Here is a 20,080-nt window from a genome sequence, read left to right as displayed (position 1 = left end):
GATGTCTTGGAGAAACGTCCTCCGAACGCCTGGCCTACGTGTTTCCTTATTCCTTGGGTCTGTTGTCGACGACCCGTTTTGCCTTGCCGGCGGAACGTTCCACTTTGCCGGGCTCGGCAACATCGATCCTTGCGGATACGCCGACCACGCTCTTGATGTGATGAGAGAGTTCCTTCGCCGATGCCTGACGTGCGTCACTTGTTGCTGCTGTCGGCAGGGCTTCGACGTGCACTGTCATGACGTCCAGGCGGTCGGAGCGGGAGAGCTCTATCTGGAAATGCGGCGACAGGCCTTCGCATTTCAGGATCTGTTCTTCGATCTGAGTCGGGAATACGTTGACGCCGCGCAGAATGATCATGTCGTCAGATCGGCCGGTGATCTTTTCCATTCGCCGCATGGACCGGGCCGTGCCGGGCAGCAGCCTGGTCAGGTCGCGCGTGCGGTAGCGGACCATTGGCAGGCCTTCCTTGGTAAGCGTGGTGAAGACCAGCTCTCCAATTTCGCCGTCGGGCAGAACGTCGCCGGTCACCGGATCAATGATTTCCGGGTAGAAGTGGTCTTCCCAGATGTGGAGACCATCCTTCGTTTCAACGCATTCGTTGGCAACGCCCGGTCCAAGCACTTCCGACAAGCCGTAGATGTCGACGGCATGCATGTCGAACGCGTCTTCGATTTCCTTGCGCATTGCGTTGGTCCAGGGTTCGGCGCCGAAGATCCCCGTCGCAAGCGACGTTTCCCGAGGATCGATGCCTTGCCGCCGGAATTCATCCAGAATGGACAGCAGGTAGGACGGCGTCACCATGATGATGCGCGGTTTGAAGTCCTGGATAAGTGTCACCTGGCGTTCCGTCATGCCACCGGAGACCGGTACAACCGTGCAGCCTAGTTTTTCTGCGCCGTAATGGGCACCCAGTCCGCCGGTGAAGAGACCGTAGCCATAAGCAACATGGATGATGTCACCCGATCGGCCGCCAGAGGCTCGAATGGAGCGGGCGACGAGACCGGCCCACATGTCGATATCGTTGGCTGTGTAGCCAACCACCGTCGGTTTGCCGGTCGTGCCCGAGGAGGCGTGTACGCGTACGATCTTGTCGCGCGGGACAGCGAACAAACCGAACGGATAATTGTCCCGGAGATCGCTCTTGGTCGTAAACGGAAATTTCGACAGGTCCGAGAGGGTCTTCAGGTCGGAAGGGTGTACGCCTTTCTCGTCGAAGCGTTGCTTGAAAAGCGGAACGTTTTCATACGAATGGGTGAGGGACCATTGCAGTCTCTTCAGCTGCAGGGCCGACAATTCGTCCCGGCTGGCTGTTTCAATAGGCTCAAGATCTCCCGGTCGCGGAGCCAGATTTTCCATATTTTCCTCCCTTGAGCAGCCCGTCTGGCCGCTCGCCGTCATTCCGGCAAGATTGTACCTTTGGTCGTTCTGGAATTGCCGCGGAATTCGGCAATGACAGTGCCATTCTGGTTGGCCACCGTCACGTCGTAGAGGCCGGATCGGCCGGTACGCGATTTCTCGCTGGCCGTAGCCGTCAAGCGGTCTCCGAGATGGGCCGGTGCCAGAAACGTGATGTCGCAATGCTGGGCAACCGTAACCTGGTTGTACGTGTTGCAGGCAAAAGCGAAGGCACTGTCGGCGAGCGTGAAGATATAGCCGCCGTGGCAAATGCCGTGGCCGTTGGTCATGGCCTTCGTAACCGTCATCGCCATCGACGAATGTCCGGCACGTACATCTTCAAGTTTCATGTCCAGGTGCTGTGTCGCCGTATCCTGCGACCACATGCGATCGGCGCAGGCGCGCGCAAATTCATCCGGTGTCATTCTGTGCCTCATTCAAGCGCCGGTAAATCGGGCGGACCGCTTTTCAAGGAAAGCGGTGACGCCCTCCCGATAATCATTCGTGCGTCCTGCCTGACGTTGGCTATCGCGCTCGGCGTCCAGTTGCCGATCGAGTGACTGGTCTGCTGCCGATTGTATCAGTTCCTTGGTAAGCGCAAGGCCGGTGGTTGCCCCCGCGGCCAGCTGCGTTGCCAGCGTCCCGGCCTCCGTCATGAGGTCCGTATCCGGAACTGCCTTCCAGATGAGGCCCCAAGAGGCAGCTGTCTCGGCCCCCAACGGTTCGCCCGTCATGGCGAGTGCCTTCGCACGGGCTTCTCCAATCAGGCGTGGCAGCAACCATGTGCCGCCCGAATCGGGCACCAGGCCGATCTTGGAGAAAGCCTGGATGAAACGGGCAGACTGGGCGGCGAGGACGATATCGCAGGCAAGCGCTACATTGGCGCCTGCACCCGCGGCAACGCCGTTGACCGCACAGATGACAGGCTTTCTGAGAGCCCTGATTTGCCGAACCAGGGGATTGTAAAGTGTCTCGAGTGTTACGCCGAGATCAGGTGCCTCGCCACCTCCGCGCATGTCGCGATCGGAAAGATCCTGACCAGCGCAGAAAGCGCGGCCGGCCCCGGTCAGCAGCACAGCCCTGATTGAGCTGTCTTCCGTTGCTGTGGTCAAATGCTTGCGAAGCGCATGATGCATGGCTTCGTTGAAGGCATTGAGCCGGTCCGGTCTGTTGAGTGTTAGAAAAAGACAGCCATCCCGCTGTTCAGCGAGCACAGTATCACGGTCTGTCATGCGCCCCTCCCAAAGCATCACACCTTTTGCATGAAAATCGATAATGTTGTGACATTAATGCACGACGAACCGTTCTGGTCAAAGGCAGAATGCAGTTTTCCGGTACGCCAAATCACTTTGGTCGGTTCGCCACTGGCAACACGTCCGGTTTTCAACTCTTGTGAGAAAAGGCGCTTAAAATATGGTCAGCCCGATTCAGCTGATATTTACTTTAATCGTCAATAGTTAGCCCAGTTTCGGCCAGCGCTAGGGCAACATGTTTATCCGTAAAACCACCGCTGACAATTTTTCGTTGGACATTCCTCTGGAACTTGAGGAAGGCCCGCCGCCAGTCGCGTACCGGCGCGTTTTGCAGGTTTTGTCGCTGACTGCGGCGGCTTTTCTGGCGTGGGCGGCAATCGGTCAGGTGCGTGAAGTCGCCAGTGCGACAGGGGAAATTGTTCCGGCAGGCAAGGTGCAGACTGTCGGACACCTGGAAGGTGGCATCGTTGCAGAAGTGTTGGTTCAGGAAGGCCAACTGGTTGAAATAGGCACCCCCATCGTTCGGTTGCAGGAAACCGCGGCGTCGAGTGATCTCGAGAAGGTCCAGACTCGCTTGAAGTTTCTGGCGACCGAAGAGCAGCGGCTCGGAAATCCGGGTCTTGGCAGCGCCGCCAATGGCCTGAGACTAGGCGCCGATGCAGGTTTCAGCGAAGCGCAACAGGCTGCCTATGACGCGCAACGCCTGGCACTGGAAAAAGAACAGCAGGCCTTGAAGGCGAGGGTGAGCGAAAAGCAGGCGGAGCTAGCCAGTATCCTTGAACGGATAGCCCTGCAGGAAACCCAGATCGAGATCCAGCAGGAACAGTACAAGATCCAGGAAAACCTCTTCGAACAGGGTTACACATCCAAGCGGCGCTTTCTGGAAGCCAAGTCGTCTCTTCAAAATGCCCAGAGCCTTTTGAGCGAACTGAACGGTATGAGCGGCAGCGTTCGAGCACAGTTGACGGAGGCAACCGCCAGCCTGGAACGTTCGATTGCCGTAGCCGAAGAGGAGCAGGCCGTGGAGCGCAGCCGGGTTGCGCAGGAGCGCAGTGAGCTGACTTTCGAAGCCGATAAACAGAAAGACCGGTACGACCGACTGTTCGTGCGAGCTCCGGTCAGCGGGCACATCAAGGCGCTTTATCTCAAAGGTCCGGGCAGTGTACTGGCGCCTGGCGATGTGGTTGCCGAAATTGTGCCGAGCGATAGCGATCTTGTTGCCGAGGTTCGTGTTTCACCGCGCGATATCGGCCATGTGGATGTCGGTGACGAGGCGGAAATCGCCGTTACGACCTTCGACCCGAACATCGAAGGCACCTTGAAGGGAGAAGTTTCCGTCATTTCGGCGTCAAGTTTTCGGGACGAATACGGAAACTACTATTTCAAGGCCATGATCCCGCTGAAAACCAACACGATCGGGCAGGGTGCGCGCGCTGAAACAATCTCACCGGGCATGGTCGTCGACGCAAAGATCGTCACAGGGTCCAAGTCCGTGCTCCAGTACATGTTGAAGCCGGTCACCCGCGCAATCGGAGATCCGCTCAGCGAGCGTTGAGCCGGGTCAAATCCAGATCCCATTTTCCGAATACTGTCTCTGGCAGATAAATGAAAAGCCCCGCCGTTTCCGGCGGGGCTTTTCGTCAGTTACCGCTGTCCGGTGACATCAGCTACCAGCGGATTTCCTCAACATCGTTGAAGTTGACGCGGCTGCCGTCTGCAAAGTCGATGTAGCCGTCGGCATCCTGGGAAAGGTCGAGCCTGCCGCCTTCAAGGTCTGTTGTCTCGATCGAGCCGTTGGTGATCGTCACCGTCCAGTCCGTACCGTATTCGCCGGCGGCAGTGATCCCTGGACCACCACCCAGATCGATAACGTCAGTCCAACCGGCCCCCATGCCTGCGTTGATGGTGTCACTGCCGTCGCCCAGGCCGTACATGAAAAGGTCGGAACCGTCGCCACCGCTCAGGTTGTCGTTGCCAAGACCACCGATGATCACATCATCTCCAGCGCCACCGCTGATGTTGTCGTGCCCGTCGCCACCGAAGATAAGGTCGCGGCCGTCACCAGCCGAAATGTTGTCGTTGCCTGTGCCGCCTTCGATCCTGTCGTTGTTTGAACCGCCCTCGATAACGTCATCACCGCCGGCGCCGTCAAGGTGGTACGTATAGTCGTAGCCTGCACCGCTGCCGGTATTGCTTTCGTCAGTATCGTTGTAGGTGACGTCATATTCGCCGGTAACGGCAATCGAGAAGGATTCACTCGACTGGGATCCATCCGCGGAAGTGGCGGTGATCGTCAGATCGATCGAATTTTCAATCTCGCTGTCGAAGAACGCATGGTCTGCAATCGTGACATTGCCGTCGGCATCGATCTCGAAGCGGTCGTCACTCAGAGTGTAGGTAACTGCATCGCCGTTCGGGTCATCGGCAAAAGCAGTGATCCCAACCTGTGTGCCGGCACCATCCAGTTCGTGGATTGTGTTGGCGGACGCGTTGGTATCGGTCACATCACTAATTGGGCGATCGATCAGATGTTCCGATTGGATTTCTCCGTCGGCAAACCTGAAGTTCTCGACGTTGGACACCGTATCGATACCGTCAGGAGCGCCGGAGCGAAGATCGGAAATCGTGTAGCTTCCATCCTCGTTCTGGACGATGTTGTAGTCTTCCCAGTTCCCGGAATAGATGGCGGTATCCGCGCCCTTGCCGCCGTCGATGGTATCGTTGCCGGAGCCGCCTTCCAGCATGTCCGCCCCGTCACCGCCAATCAGTGTATCGTTGCCTGCACCGCCTTCGAGCGTGTCGCCCGGAACCTGGTACTCGGTGTCAAGCCTGTTGGCGTACATGCTAGCGTCGTTGATGGTCAGCGTATCAAGTGAAATTCCAACGATAGGTTTGCTGGAAAGCAGGTCGGAATCCGCATTCGACATGTATTCCGGAGCCAGATAGACATCACCATTGTCGAGCTGAATGACGACCGCCGAGATGGTTCCGGTGGTTCCGTCCGTGAACGTGACTGTCGCATCAAAGGTCTGCAGGGAATCTAGGGCATAGTTCGTGCCGCCGATAGTCAGGGTCTCTGCCGTGCCGTTGAAATCGTTGTCCGCCAGTACCCCGTCACCATTGGTGTCGTTTGCGGTTGCTCTCACCGTCTGCGTGTAGAGGGGGGTACCTGCATCGCCATAAGATCCCAGCAGGCTGGAGGCATTCTCGCTGACGCCGTTGTTCTCGTCCGTGTCGACATCCGCCATGGTTCCCAGGTGGATGAGAGAGTAGGTGGCGCCAACCGTATTGGTTCCACCGTTTGTTGGGGCAGCGCCGTCGCCGGCAATCAACGTGTCATCGCCATCGCCGCCCTGAAGCGTGTCGGAACCCGCTCCACCGGACAGCGTATCGTTGCCTGAACCGCCAATCAGCGTGTCATCACCTGCGCCACCATAAAGGTTGCCACCGTCGTCATGGGCAGTGATCGTGTCGTTGCCAGACCCGCCGCTGATCGATGTTTCAGACACACCGGCGTCAGTGAAGGTGGCGCCGCCGTCTGCAAGCTGCAGGTCTTCTGCCACATCCATGACATCCAGAGTGAAGGATTCCTGCGATGTCGATCCGTCTGTGGAAGTTGCCGTAACGGTGATCGTGATTTCCGTCTCGGTTTCGTAGTTGAAATTCGCACCGCTCGCGACGGTGACCACACCGTTTTCGTCAACCGTGAAACGGTCGTCATCGACAGTATAGGTCACACTGTCAGAGGTGTTCGCGTCGTCGGCAAAGGCTGTTACGCCAACAGTGCTGCCAGCGCCTGCGTTCTCAGCGATGCTGTTGGAAGAACCGTCCGTATCCGAAACCGCGGAAATATCTTTCGCGACAAGATCGCCTGCAAGAATGTCGCCATCCGCGAAACGGAAGTTCTCAACTCCGACGACAGTGTCGGTTCCGTCCGGCGAGCCGGATCGGTTGTCGACTACCGTGTAGGTGCCGTTCGCGTTTTCGGTAACGGTATAGTCGGAACGGTTACCGGAATAGATTGCGGTGTCTGTACCGCTTCCGCCGTCGATATAGTCGTTGCCAGCCCCACCTTCGAGCGTGTCGTTTCCGGCGCCGCCGTACAGCTTGTCGCTGCCTGAGCCACCCTGAAGGGTATCGTCGTCATTTTCGCCGGACAGGCTATCGTTGCCTGCGTCGCCGATCAGTGTGTCGTTCCCGCTGCCGCCAAAGATGGTGTCGTTACCTTCGCCGCCATCCAGGTAGTTGTCACCGGTGTTCGGCTGGGTGCCGCGCTCATCATCGATGAAATCGTCGCCCGCACCGCCGTAAACGACGTCGTTGCCTTCGCCGAACATGATGGTGTCATTGCCTGCGCCGCCATAGATCGTATCGTCGCCCGCTCCGCTGTAGATGGTGCTGCCGTCGTCATGAGCGGTAATCGTGTCGGCACTGTCGTTGCCGGTGATGGATGTTTCGGCGACGCCGGTGTCGGTAAAGGTCGTTTGACCTTCGGCCATCTGATAGGCTTCAGCGACGTCGGCAACCGAAAGAGCAAAGGTTTCCTGAGACGTGGAGCCGTCAGAAGACGTCGCGGTCACCGTCAAGTTGATGGTCGGTTCGCTCTCGTAGTCAAACGTTGCTCCGGCGGCTACCGTTACCAGGCCATCGTCGCCAACGGTGAACCGGTTATCGGACACCGTATAGGTTACTGTGTCGGTCACATCACTGTCCGTTGCCTGAACAGTAATACCGACTGTGGTGCCTTCGGCAGCATTTTCCGCGAAGCCATTGGCCGTCGCATCGATGTCGGTCACCGCGGATACGGCAACTTCATTGACGTCGGAAACGGCGATCGTGAAGGTTTCCTCCGAGGTTGAGCCATCGGTTGAAGTTGCCGTCACGATGATGTCGATTGACCCTTCGGTTTCCGCATCAAAGCTCGCACCTTCCGCTACCCGAACCACGCCGTTTTCGTCCACGGTGAAGCGGCTGTCGTTGACAGCATAGGAAACCGTATCCGAGACATCGGCATCGCTTGCCGACGCCGTGATACCAACCTGTGTGCCTGCGGTCGCATCTTCTGCGATTGTGTTTGCCGAGATGTCTGCGTCAGTCACGCTGGAAACGTCGAATTCGTCGACATCAGACACCGCTACGGTAAAGGTTTCCGTTGAAGTCGAGCCGTCAGAAGACGTCGCGGTCACGGTAACGTTGATGGACCCTTCGGTCTCTGCGTCGAAGCTGGCACCATCTGCAACACGAACCTCACCGTTTTCATCGATTGTGAAGCGCGTGTCATTAACGGCGTAAGAAACCGTGTCAGAGGCATCTGCATCTGTTGCCAGGGCTGTGATGCCAACCTGAGTGCCGGCAGTTGCTGCTTCCGAAATCGTGTTATCAGAGGTGTCCGTATCGGTGACGTTTGAAACGGCGCCCTCGTTGACGTCGGAAACGGCAATCGAGAAGGTCTCCTGCGACGTGGAACCGTCAGAGGAGGTGGCAGTCACGACAATGTCGATGGATCCTTCGGTTTCTGCATCGAAGCTGGCGCCATCGGCAACACGGACGACGCCATTCGCATCGACAGTAAAGCGGCTGTCATCGACGGAATAGCTCACAGACGCGGTGATATCCGCGTCACTCGCGTGTGCTGTAATGCCAACCTGTGTCCCGGCAGATGCGTCTTCGGAAATCGTGTTCGTCGCGGCGTCGGTGTCGGAAACGGCTGAGACGTCGTATTCGTTAACGTCGGACACGGCAATCGTGAATGTTTCTTCGGAAGCCGAGCCATCGGAAGACGTGGCGGTTACAACGATGTCGATGGAACCTTCAGTTTCCGCGTCGAAGCTGGCCCCATCCGCAACCCGGACAACGCCGTTTTCGTCCACGACAAAGCGATCGTCATCTACGGTGTAGGACACAGTATCTGACGTGTTTCCATCTTCAGCGAACGCGGTGACGCCGACAGCCTTTCCTGCAGTAGCGTCTTCCGCAACCGTGTTTGCGCTGCTGTCCTTGTCGGTAACGGCAGAAATATCCTGCGCGATCAAATCGCCCGAAAGAACATCGCCATCGGCAAACCGGAAGTTTTCAACATTCACGACGGTGTCGGTACCATCGGGAGAACCTGGACGATTGTCCGTAACGGTGAAGATGCCTTCGTTCTCGGTAATGGTGTAGTCAGCGAAATTGCCGCTGTAGACCGCTGTGTCAGTACCCAGCCCGCCGTCGATCATATCGTCGCCGGCACCGCCCATCAGCGTGTCGTCGCCCGGGATAACCGCGGCCGCACTGACAAAATCGGAGGTGAACAGGTCTACTGACGTTCCGCCCGGAGGCGTTACCGTTGCATCGAGAACCTCTTGTCCCTGGTTCTCCCAGACCTTGACGACAATGGTGTAGATCTCACCCGGTTCCAGATCAACGTCCGCCCAGCGGGTGGTCGCTGATTGGTGGTAATCGTTGTCGAGATAGTCGGTCTGCGTACCGTTCTGGTTGGTGAACGTCAGTCGGTTGCCATAGGCATCGAAGATCTCGATGGTGGATCCATCGTCCGAGCGGGTGGAGAAACGATAGGTGCCGCCATCTGTGGCGGTGAAGTTGGACGTCAGAATGACACCAAAATCTTCAGGGTTATCAGCCGACCCGCGTGCACCCTGGACAATTGTGTCCAGGTCGAACGCATCCGTCGTTCCCTCGTCGATCAGCGTGCCTGAGGAGATGTCGACAGTCTGGCCGGCATCGCCACTGAAGTTGTGGTCATAAACCTGGTAGTGCCAGGTGCCGGACACAGGTGCATTTTCACCATAGATCGTGTCATTCCCGGCGCCACCTTCGATCGTGTCGTCACCCGCACCACCTGCAAGAGTATCGGCAGCATTGTTTCCGGAAATCGTGTCGTTGCCATCTGCGCCATCGACGTTGCCACCGTCGGCGTGTGCCACAATGGTATCGTCACCGGAGCCGCCGGTGATGCTGGTTTCAGCGACAGAAACATCGGTGAAGGTCTGGCCGCCGTCTTCGAGCTGATAGTCTTCAGCAACGTCGGTTACTGAAACCGAGAATGCATCCGAAGACGTGGAGCCGTCTGAAGACGTCGCGGTCACCGTCAGAGTGATGTTGGGTTCGCTTTCAAAGTCGAAAGAAGCACCATCTGCAACGCGGACTACGCCGTTTTCGTCCACCGTGAACCGGTTATCGTCTACCGAGTAGGATACCGTGTCAGTGATGTCGCTGTCGGTCGCAAGAACCGTGATACCAACCTGCGTTCCGGCAGCGGCATCTTCGGTAATCGAATTTGCCGCTGCGTCCGTATCAGTTACGGGAGTAATGGCACTTTCATTGATATCGGAAACAGCGATTGTGAAGGTCTCTTTAGAGCTCGATCCATCGCTTGAGGTCGCCGTCACGATAATGGCGATAGAACCTTCGGTTTCTGCATCGAAGCTCGCCCCCTCAGCCACACGGACGACACCGTTGTCATCAACAGTGAAGCGCGTATCGTTCACCGAGTATGAGACAGTATCTGTGACGTCCTTGTCTTCGGCAAATGCGGTCACACCAACCTGGGTACCTGCCACAGCATCTTCCGCTACGGTGTTCGCAGAAGTGTCGGCATCGGTAACAGCTGAAATGTCAAACTCATCAACATCAGACACCGCGATGGTGAAGGTCTCTTCCGAGGTCGAACCGTCGGAGGAGGTCGCCGTGACAGTGATATCGATGGACCCTTCGGTTTCGGCATCGAAGCTTGCGCCGTCAGCAACCCGAACCACGCCGTTCTCATCGATAGTGAATCGTGCGTCGTCGACGGAGTAGGAGACAGTGTCGGTGGCGTCAGCATCCGTTGCCAGGGCCGTCACGCCGACCTGGGTGCCTGCGCTTGCATCTTCTGCAATTGTGTTGTCGGAAGAATCCGTGTCGGTGACAGCGGAGACTGCGCTTTCGTTGACGTCTGAAACGGAAATCGTGAAGGTCTCTTCCGAAGTCGAACCGTCAGTCGAAGTCGCCGTGACGATGATATCGATGGAGCCCTCGGTTTCGGCGTCGAAGCTCGCGCCATCTGCAACCCGAACCACACCGTTTTCGTCCACCGTGAAACGGGCATCGTTGACGGTGTAGGAGACCGTGTCGGTGATGTCCTTGTCTTCGGCGAATGCGGTGACACCAACCTGTGTGCCAGCGACAGCATCTTCTGCAATGGAATTGGCAGATGCGTCTGTGTCGGTCACGGCGGTGACGTCATACTCATCAACGTCAGAAACGGAGATCGTGAAGGTCTCTTCCGAAGTTGATCCATCGGTGGAGGTCGCCGTCACGATGATGTCGATGGAGCCCTCGGTTTCGGCGTCGAAGCTTGCGCCATCCGCAACTCGAACCACACCGTTTTCGTCGATGGTAAAGCGGCTGTCGTTTACAGCATAAGAGACGGTATCGGTGGCGTCTGAATCAGTTGCCAGGGCGGTCACGCCGACCTGAGTGCCCGCGCTTGCATCTTCCGCGATGGTGTTGTCGGAAGAATCGGTATCGGTAATAGCGGACACGGCGCTTTCGTTGACGTCGGAAACCGCAATCGTGAAGGTCTCTTCCGAGGTCGAGCCGTCGGTGGAGGTCGCCGTCACGATGATGTCGATGGACCCTTCAGTTTCGGCATCGAAGCTTGCGCCGTCAGCAACCCGAACCACGCCGTTCTCATCGATGGTGAAACGTGCGTCGTCGACGGAGTAGGAGACAGTGTCTGTGGCGTCTTCATCCGTCGCCAGTGCAGTTACGCCAACCTGGGTGCCCGCGCTCGCATCTTCCGCGATGGTGTTGGCCGAAGAGTCCGTATCGGTCACTGCGGTGACGTCATACTCATCGACGTCAGATACCGAGATCGTGAAGGTCTCTTCCGAGGTTGAGCCATCGGTCGAGGTTGCCGTCACGATGATATCGATTGACCCTTCGGTTTCGGCATCGAAGTTTGCGCCGTCGGCAACCCTAACCACACCGTTTTCATCAACCGTGAAGCGGGCGTCGTTGACGGTGTAGGAGACCGTGTCGGTGATGTCCTTGTCTTCGGCGAATGCGGTGACACCAACCTGTGTGCCTCCGACAGCATCTTCTGCAATGGTATTGGCAGATGCGTCTGTGTCGGTCACGGCGGTGACGTCATACTCATCAACGTCTGAAACGGAGATCGTGAAGGTCTCTTCCGAGGTCGAACCGTCGGTGGAGGTCGCCGTCACGATGATGTCGATGGAGCCTTCGGTTTCCGCATCGAAGCTCGCCCCATCCGCAACCCGAACCACTCCGTTATCGTCGATGGTGAAGCGACTGTCGTTGACTGCATAAGAAACGGTGTCGGTGGCGTCTGAATCAGTTGCTAGTGCGGTCACGCCAACCTGCGTACCAGCGGTCGCACCTTCCGCGATGGTGTTTGCGGAGGAGTCCGTGTCGGTGACAGCGGACACTGCGCTTTCGTTGACGTCGGAAACCGCAATCGTAAAGGTCTCTTCCGAGGTCGAGCCGTCGGTCGAGGTCGCCGTCACGGTGATATCGATGGAGCCTTCGGTTTCGGCATCGAAGCTCGCACCTTCGGCAACCCGAACCACGCCGTTTTCGTCAACGGTGAAGCGGGCATCGTTTACGGTGTAAGAGACAGTGTCTGTAATGTCCTTGTCTTCGGCGAATGCGGTGACACCAACCTGCGTGCCGACGGTTGCATCTTCCGCGATGGTGTTGGCGGAAGTGTCTGTGTCGGTCACCGCGGTGATGTCATGCTCATCAACGTCAGACACCGAGATCGTGAAGGTCTCTTCCGAGGTCGAGCCGTCGGTTGAGGTCGCCGTCACGATGATGTCGATGGACCCTTCGGTTTCGGCATCGAAGATTGCGCCGTCGGCAACCCGTACGACACCGTTTTCATCAACTGTGAAGCGGGAATCATCGACGGAGTAGGAGACGGTGTCCGTTACGTCCTTGTCTTCGGCGAATGCGGTGACACCAACCTGTGTGCCTGCGACAGCATCTTCTGCAATGGTATTGGCAGATGCGTCCGTGTCGGTGACAGCCGTGACGTCATATTCATCAACGTCGGACACCGATATCGTAAAGGTCTCTTCCGAGGTCGAGCCGTCGGTTGAGGTCGCCGTGACAGTGAGGTCAATGGACCCTTCAGTTTCAGCATCGAAGCTTGCACCGTCAGCAACCCGAACCACGCCGTTCTCATCGATGGTGAAACGTGCGTCGTCGACGGAGTAGGAGACGGTGTCTGTGGCGTCTGCATCCGTCGCAAGTGCAGTCACGCCAACCTGGGTGCCCGCGCTCGCATCTTCCGCGATGGTGTTGGTCGAAGAATCCGTATCGGTCACTGCTGTGACGTCATACTCATCGACGTCAGACACCGTGATCGTGAAGGTCTCTTCCGAGGTTGAGCCATCGGTCGAGGTGGCTGTCACTCTGATATCGATGGAGCCTTCAGATTCCGCGTCGAAGCTAGCACCATCAGCAACCCGCACCACGCCATTCTCATCAACAGTGAATCGGGCATCATCGACGGAGTAGGAGACGGTGTCCGTTGCATCTTTGTCTTCGGCGAATGCAGTGACGCCTACCTGCGTACCAGCAGCAGCATCTTCCGCGATGGTGTTGGCGGAAGTGTCTGTGTCCTGAACTGCGGACGTAGCGTATTCGTTTTCGTCTTCGACCTTCAATGTGAATCTTTGCGTGGACTGCGAGCCGTCGGTGGAGGTGGCGGTCACAGTGAAGGAGACAGTCGCTTCGGTTTCAGCGTCAAACACGGCGTCTTCGGCAATGCTGACCACACCCTGGTCATCGATGACAAAGCGCGGGTCGTCTATGGAGTAGGAGACACTGTCGCTCACGTCCCGGTCGGTCGCCACAACAGTGATGCCAGCCTGACTGCCGCTGTCTACACCTTCGGAAATTGTGTTCGCAACAGCGCCGACCGTGCTGATCGGGCTGACGTCGTATTCGTTCACGTCACGGATATTGATCGTGAAAGTTTCGGTTTGCGTCGCTCCGTCGGATCCGGTTGCAAGCACAATGATCTGGTGACTGCCAGCGGTTTCGGCGTCGAGCGAACCGGCTACCGTAACGATGCCCGTCTCGGGATCAATGGAGAACAGGCCACCCGCATCGTCCAGGAGGCTATAGGTAACGCTTGCCCCTTCTCCGGCAGTTGCGCTTGCCTGAATGCCGGTTGCAGATCCGACTGCTGAATTTTCGTCAACGGCGTTTTCAGTTGCATCGATATCGGTGACCGCAGACAAATCGGAAGCGACAATGCCAGCAGCTCGGTCGTCGTTGCTGTCATCGAAACCTGCGCCTGACTGCACCTGGCCATTCTGGCTGCTGAAGGTGCCGTCGCCCGGGTTGGTCGCAGGGCCATTCGAATAGGTCTGGTTCGATCCATCATCCAGAGCAGAAGCGATGCTTGCGGACGTACCGCCACCCAACGGGAAATCGTCGCCGTTCGAACCTGAATAGTCCTGTGTACCAGTTGAATTGTCGGAAAATTGCTCTGCGTATGCATTGACTGCATCGCTGTCTTCAAGGGCAGAAAGCTCCGTGCCGTCATCCTCAAACCCGATACCTTGCGCGCCGGACGATGGGTCTTCCTGTTCGCCGTAGCGTTGCTCTTCCTCGTCGCTTCCAAGGTGCAGGTTGGCGTTGACCTGCTCCATGGATTCGCCCATGTCCTGGTCGAGATGATAGTCGTGCGCCTTGTCGAGATGCTCATCCCGATTATCGAGAAGCCCCGAATGCAGGATGCTATCGGAATTCAGGGTCGTCCTGGTTTCCGTAGTATTGCCCTCTGCCGAGGTGTTTTCCTGGGTGTCTCGATTCTGAGTGTCGCTTGCCATTTCGGTCGCACGTCCGCACAATTTCCGATCATGCCAATGAACGTCGGCGTCCTTAACAAAGCGCAAAATTGCTCTTGGATTCTGAAGTTTAGTTCTAATAAAATTCAGGAAACACGGCGTAGGGTAAACGCTTTTTAAACCCGATCAGCACAGTTTGAGCGAGTAGCTACACGACTCTGGCCCGCATATGCTGAAATCGGTATTTTCATCTTTCTTTTTGCCTCGTCTGAGGATCCGGCATTCTCCGTCCGGACACTGGATTTCTTCGCCCGGATTGCCGCGCGACGTCGTGGTTGCTTCCGTTTTCGCAAATATCATGGGGCTGGCTATGCCGCTGGCCATTCTGCAGGTTTATGACCGCGTTCTGCCAAATGCTTCCACCGACACTTTGCTTGTGCTCATTCTCGGGGTCGTTGTCGTTCTAATTGCCGATGCTGTCATCAAGGTCTCCCGTACTGCAGTTGTCGGCAGGCTCGGGGCAGGGTTCAATCACCAGGCGCACACAGAACTTTTCCGCCGGGTGCTCGATGCCGAGCCTTCCCAGTTTGCCAAAACGCCTGTTTCCGTGCAGGTGCACCAGCTTCGGGCGTTGCAATCGGTTGCAGATCACTATGGTGACCAGAACCGCCTTCTCGCCATCGATCTGCCTGCGGGTGGTATCTTCCTGGCGGCGCTCATCTTCATCGCAGGGCCGCTGGCGCTGGTGCCGATCACCTTGCTGGGCATCTTCATGCTGTTTGCCCTCAACAGAAACAAGGTGCTGCAGCAGGTTGTCGCCGACCGGGCAGATCAGGACGATCGCAAATCCGATTTCATCCTCGAGGTTCTGTCCGGCGCCAAGACCGTGAAGTCCCAGGCTATGGAAGCACTGATCATGCGCCGTTTCGAGCGATTGCAGCGGGCAACGGCAGAGCTCAGTTCCAGATATATGCGCTTGTCCGGCCAGGCGAGGGACGCGTCCGCACTTTTCGGAACCCTCACGACGATCTTTGTCGTCATTTGCGGGGCATTGATGGCCATCTATGGCAATTTCAGCGTCGGCGGTGTCGCAGCCAGCACACTCTTGTCCGGTCAGTTCGTTCAGCCATTCCTTCGCGCGATCAACCAGCTGACAGACATGCAACGACTGAAGCACGACTACGCTCAGGTCAATTCGCTCTTCAAGCTGCCGGAGGTTGCACAGCAGGAGCCTTTGACGGTCGATACCGATGGTTCTATTCACCTGATCAACGTGTCGGTCGAACTGGGCGAAAGCCAGCGCCGGGTGTTCGAGGACATCAACCTGACAATTGAAGCTGGACAATTCGTCGGTTTCCGCGGTGCGGACGGCAGCGGCAAGTCCACACTCATGAAATTGCTGACCGGTGAAATGACGCCGACGACCGGCAAGGTCATGATCGGCGGGCAGGATTATGATGGCCTCCACCAGCATGCACTGCGCAAGACCGTTGCCTATGTCGACAACCAGTCTGCTATCTTCAACGGCACGATCCTTGAAAACATCACGATGTTCGGTGCCGTATCCGACATCGCTCATGCGCGTATGGCGGCGAAGCTGATCGGGCTTGAAAAGGAAATCCACCTCTTGCCGCGCGGTTATGAAACGCAGCTTGGGTCAGATCTGGGTGGCAAGGTTCCTGCGGCTACCTTGCAGCGTATCTGCATTGCAAGGGCATTGGCGGGCGAGCCAAAGATCCTGATCCTGGACGAGGCGAATGCGCAACTGGACCAACAGGCAGAAAAGGCGCTTGTCGATGCGCTGATCCGTCTGAAGGGCTATCTGACGGTTATCATCATCAGCCACCGTCCCTCCATGCTGGCAGTCGCGGATCACCAATACGAACTCAGGGACGGCAGCGTGCATGACCTCGGCACGATGAACGTAACCGGTACACCTCAGAAAATGGGGATGCCGGCGTGAGCAGACCTCTATTCAACCTTGAAGACGTCCACGCTGCCGACAACGCCGTGCACCGGCAGTGGCGCGATCTGTCGGCCGAACTGGCTGCCGATGGAACCGCGACAGGTCGGCTAGGACTTCCTGAAGACGGGGCGGCACCCGCTGAAAGGTGCCTGATCCCGCTTTTGCAAGAGATGCGTTGGCAGGGCAATGACCGGCTTCTGTTCGAGGCATTGCCGCACTTTGACCGGATCGAAACTTTCCAGGTCTTGCGGACTGTTCTTAGCCGCCTGACAGTCAAGACGACACCTTTTCATGGAAGTGCCGGGGAACTGACCCATGCACAGATGCCGTGTCTTCGTGTAACCAGGGACGACGTTCAGGTTCTCGTCGGAAAAACCGGAACGGGTGAGTTTCGCGCCTATTCCGGTCGCCAGGGAGAGGCAATTTCCGTTCCTGCTGCCGATATTCTGAAAAGCGAGATCTATCTCGCTGCCGAAGACACTGAGGAACAGGGGCAGGTTCAAAACAACCGAAGCTGGTTCTCGACCGTATCCAAACGGTTCCGGACCAGTATCATCTCCATTCTGGCCCTCGGATTTGTTCTCAACATTCTCGCTCTTGCACCGCCGTTGTTCATCATGGCGATCTACGACAAGGCAATGGGAGCAAAATCGACCGAAGTGCTTCTGACCATGGCGGTCGGCGTTGGAATCATTCTTCTTTGCGAAGTTGCGCTGCGCAGGATGAAGACATGGCTACAATCCTATCTCGGCGGACGGGTCGATGCGATTGTCGGCAACAAGACCTTTGAGCGCATCCTGCATCTTCCATATGCGATGCTGTCCGAAGCACCGATCGGCACGCAGGTCATGCGGCTGCGCTATTTCGACAGCGTGCGAGACATATTCCAGAGTTCGCTGTTCAACGCGATCGTCGATATTCCCTTCACGCTGATCTTCATCGTCGCGATCTTCCTGATCGGCGGACCTGTTGCGCTGCCACCGCTCGCGCTGCTGACCATCTACACGCTGCTGGCCGTTTATGTCCTGCCGAAGGTCCAACGCGAAGTCGCTGCCGTTGGCGAGCAGAAGTCGAAACTCAACAGCTTCATGATCGAGACCTTTCGCAACCAGCGGGCTCTCAGGAACCTCTCCGTAGAAGACATCTGGCTGGAGCGGTTTTCGGCGCTTTCCACCAACTTCAACAAACTCAACATCCATGCGCGTCACATCACGCATGTACTGCAGACACTTTCACAGACGCTGATGACCATTTGCGGTGTCCTGGTTCTGGGTATCGGTGCAATACGTGTCATGGAAGGGGAAATGAGCCTGGGCGCCCTGATTGCCACAATGGCCTTGAGCTGGCGGGTTCTGAACCCGATGAACCAGGCATTTCTCAGTATTACGCAGCTCGCGCAAAGCCGCACGGTGATCGAACAGATCAACAACCTCATGAAAGTGCAGCTCGAGCGCGAGCCGGGGCATCTGCCGAAAATCACACGCGACATTCGCGGTGATCTGAAAGTGTCCTCACTCGTCCTCAGGTATCCAGGGGCAACAGAAGCCTCGCTGAAGGGCCTTGAGCTGACCGTAAAGGAAGGCGAAACCGTTGCCATCACGGGCCCGAGTGGCTCGGGTAAAACAGCGTTGTTCCAGGCTGTCATCGGTTTGTTCCAGCCGCAGGTGGGGTCCATCCTGTTCGACGGTCTGGATGTTCGCCAGCTGGATACGGCGGAGTGGCGCTCCTCCATTGGCTATGCACCCGACGATCTCGACTTCTTTTACGGCACGGTAAAACAGAACCTGCTGATGTCGGATCCGGGTGCGAGCGACGAGCGCCTGATCGAGGTCACCGGCAAACTTGGCCTGCTGTCCTACCTGGAGGAGAACTTCAACGGACTTGAAACGCGCCTCAATGGCGAGGTTCTGAAGCAGATCCCGGACAACATGAAGCAGCGCATTGTTTTGGCCCGCGCCTTCGTGAAGGCGGCACCGCTCTATCTGTTCGACAATCCGGGAACACATCTCGATTTCGAGGGCGACAAGAAATTCATGGCGATGATCGAGGAACTCAAGGGCAAGGCGACCATCCTCATCAACACCCAGCGGCCTAGCCACATGAAGATGGCCAACCGGGTGGTCGTGCTCAGAGGTGGCCAGATTGCGATGATGGGGCCACCGGAACAAGTTGTACCAGCACTCATGGGACAGACCGCGAAAGCCGGATAGGCAGCTTTCCCACCGAAGATACCAAAAAGCCCGCCGGACTGCTCCGACGGGCTTTGTCTTTTGTAGGTGTCGTTTCTTAGAAGACGGATTTCACTGCTTTCACGGTTGCATCAACAACCTTGTCGATTTCAGCTTCAGTGATGCACAGGGGAGGGGCGAACCCCAGAATATCCCCCTGCGGCATCGCTCGGCCGATGACGCCTTCCTTCAACAGGGCAGCTGCAACCTGTGGGCCGGTTTTGCTTGCCGGATCGAGATAGGTTCTGCTGGCCTTGTCCGATACAAATTCGATCGCGCAAAGCAGGCCGTCACCGCGGATGTCGCCAACGTTGGCATGATCTGCGAGTGCATTCGTAAGTGCACTTTTGAAGTAGGCACCTGCGGAGCTGGCGTTCGCCACCAGGCCGAGACTGTCAATAAGCTTGAGGTTCGCAACGCCGGCTGCGGCACCGATCGGGTGTGCGGAATAGGTCCACCCATGGCCGATCGGGCCAAATTCGTCGGTACCGTCCTCCAGCACCTTCCAGACCTTGTCGGAAACGATGGAGCCGGACAGGGGAGCGTATGCCGATGTCAGGCCTTTTGCGATGGTGATGAAATCCGGCTGGATACCGTAGTGGTCTGATCCGAACATCGTGCCGAGACGGCCAAAGCCCGAAACAACTTCATCTGCGATCAGCAGAATGTCGTGTTTCTTGAGCACGGCCTGAATGGCCTCCCAGTACCCTGCTGGGGGCGGTACGATCCCGCCCGTACCAAGGGCCGGTTCGCCAATGAAGGCTGCAATGGTGTCAGCGCCTTCACGTTCGATCAGGGTTTCCAGTTCAGCAACACAATAGGCAACAAATTCGGCTTCGGACTGGGAAAGGTCTTCCCTGCGGAAATAGTCGGGTGCGACCGTGTGCAGAACCTGTGAAAGCGGCAGGTCGAACTTCTTGTGAAACAACTCGAGGCCCGTCAGAGAACCGGTCATCAGGCCAGAACCGTGATAGCCGCGCCAGCGCGAAATGATCTTCTTCTTTTCCGGGCGGCCGAGAATGTTGTTGTAGTACCAGACCAGCTTGATGTTGGTTTCATTCGCATCCGATCCACCCAGTCCGAAATAGACCTTGGACATGTGGTCGGGTGCTCGCTCCATCACCATCTGTGCAAGCGTGATGGAGGCTTCGGTGCCGTGGCCGACGTATGCGTGGTAATAGGCCAGTTCACGAGCCTGCTCTGCAATGGCGTCAGCAATTTCGGAACGGCCATAGCCGACGTTGACGCAATAAAGACCGGCGAATGCATCCAGTAGTTTGGTGCCGTCACGGTCTTCGATATAGACGCCGCTGCCACCGGTGACGATCCGGTTAGGGCTCTCTCCGCGCGCATGTTGGGCAAGATGGGTCGAGGGATGGAAGAAGTTCTCTCTGTCCCAGGCATCCAGTTGGTCGTTCTTGAGCATATTC

8 protein-coding genes are annotated in these 20,080 nt (G+C 57.2%); 3 read left to right on the top strand and 5 right to left on the bottom strand.

The window, feature by feature from the left end; genetic code table 11:
• Nucleotides 1-46: 46 nt before the first annotated feature.
• Genes paaK through paaG form a run of 3 tightly spaced genes read right to left on the bottom strand, consistent with a single transcriptional unit; the run spans nt 47 to nt 2,628 of the window.
• Nucleotides 47-1,357 (bottom strand): phenylacetate--CoA ligase PaaK, encoded by a 1,311-nt coding sequence (paaK, locus tag FIV05_RS20840; protein WP_152506576.1) that lies wholly within the window; start codon nt 1,355-1,357, stop codon nt 47-49.
• Between the two features lie 38 nt (nt 1,358-1,395).
• Nucleotides 1,396-1,821: a hydroxyphenylacetyl-CoA thioesterase PaaI gene (gene paaI, locus FIV05_RS20835; protein ID WP_152510828.1), complete on the bottom strand. Its 426-nt coding sequence runs from the start codon at nt 1,819-1,821 to the stop codon at nt 1,396-1,398.
• 12 nt (nt 1,822-1,833) lie between these two features.
• Nucleotides 1,834-2,628 (bottom strand): 2-(1,2-epoxy-1,2-dihydrophenyl)acetyl-CoA isomerase PaaG, encoded by a 795-nt coding sequence (gene paaG, locus FIV05_RS20830; protein ID WP_022998693.1) that lies wholly within the window; start codon nt 2,626-2,628, stop codon nt 1,834-1,836.
• Nucleotides 2,629-2,884: 256 nt separating this feature from the next.
• On the opposite strand from paaG, the gene FIV05_RS20825 reads away from it, so the two are divergent.
• Nucleotides 2,885-4,204, top strand: a complete 1,320-nt coding sequence (locus FIV05_RS20825) for an HlyD family type I secretion periplasmic adaptor subunit (RefSeq protein ID WP_152510827.1) — start codon at nt 2,885-2,887, stop codon at nt 4,202-4,204.
• A gap of 112 nt (nt 4,205-4,316) precedes the next feature.
• On the opposite strand, the gene FIV05_RS31925 is transcribed toward FIV05_RS20825, so the two are convergent.
• Nucleotides 4,317-14,498, bottom strand: coding sequence for a cadherin domain-containing protein (locus tag FIV05_RS31925; RefSeq protein ID WP_286202214.1), 10,182 nt, complete (start codon nt 14,496-14,498; stop codon nt 4,317-4,319).
• Nucleotides 14,499-14,826: 328 nt separating this feature from the next.
• Here FIV05_RS31925 and FIV05_RS20780 point away from each other — a divergent pair, with 328 nt between their 5' ends.
• Together FIV05_RS20780 and FIV05_RS20775 are read left to right on the top strand one after the other, a co-directional pair.
• Complete coding sequence (locus tag FIV05_RS20780) at nt 14,827-16,419, top strand: ATP-binding cassette domain-containing protein (protein WP_173013900.1); 1,593 nt, start codon at nt 14,827-14,829, stop codon at nt 16,417-16,419.
• Complete coding sequence (locus FIV05_RS20775; protein ID WP_152510825.1) at nt 16,416-18,632, top strand: ABC transporter transmembrane domain-containing protein; 2,217 nt, start codon at nt 16,416-16,418, stop codon at nt 18,630-18,632. The genes FIV05_RS20780 and FIV05_RS20775 overlap by 4 nt, the downstream gene beginning before the upstream one ends.
• 76 nt (nt 18,633-18,708) lie before the next feature.
• Here the strand turns inward: FIV05_RS20775 and FIV05_RS20770 are convergent, their stop codons facing one another.
• A complete protein-coding gene (locus FIV05_RS20770) occupies nt 18,709-20,076 on the bottom strand; it encodes an aspartate aminotransferase family protein (protein ID WP_152510824.1) in 1,368 nt (455 codons plus the stop codon).
• Nucleotides 20,077-20,080: the final 4 nt, after the last annotated feature.

Origin of the sequence: Labrenzia sp. THAF191a, from assembly GCF_009363335.1 — a bacterium.
GTDB classification, from domain to species: Bacteria; Pseudomonadota; Alphaproteobacteria; order Rhizobiales; family Stappiaceae; genus Roseibium; species Roseibium algicola.
The sequence above is the reverse complement of the archived record's forward strand: the minus strand, read 5'-3'. Positions and strand labels throughout refer to the sequence as shown.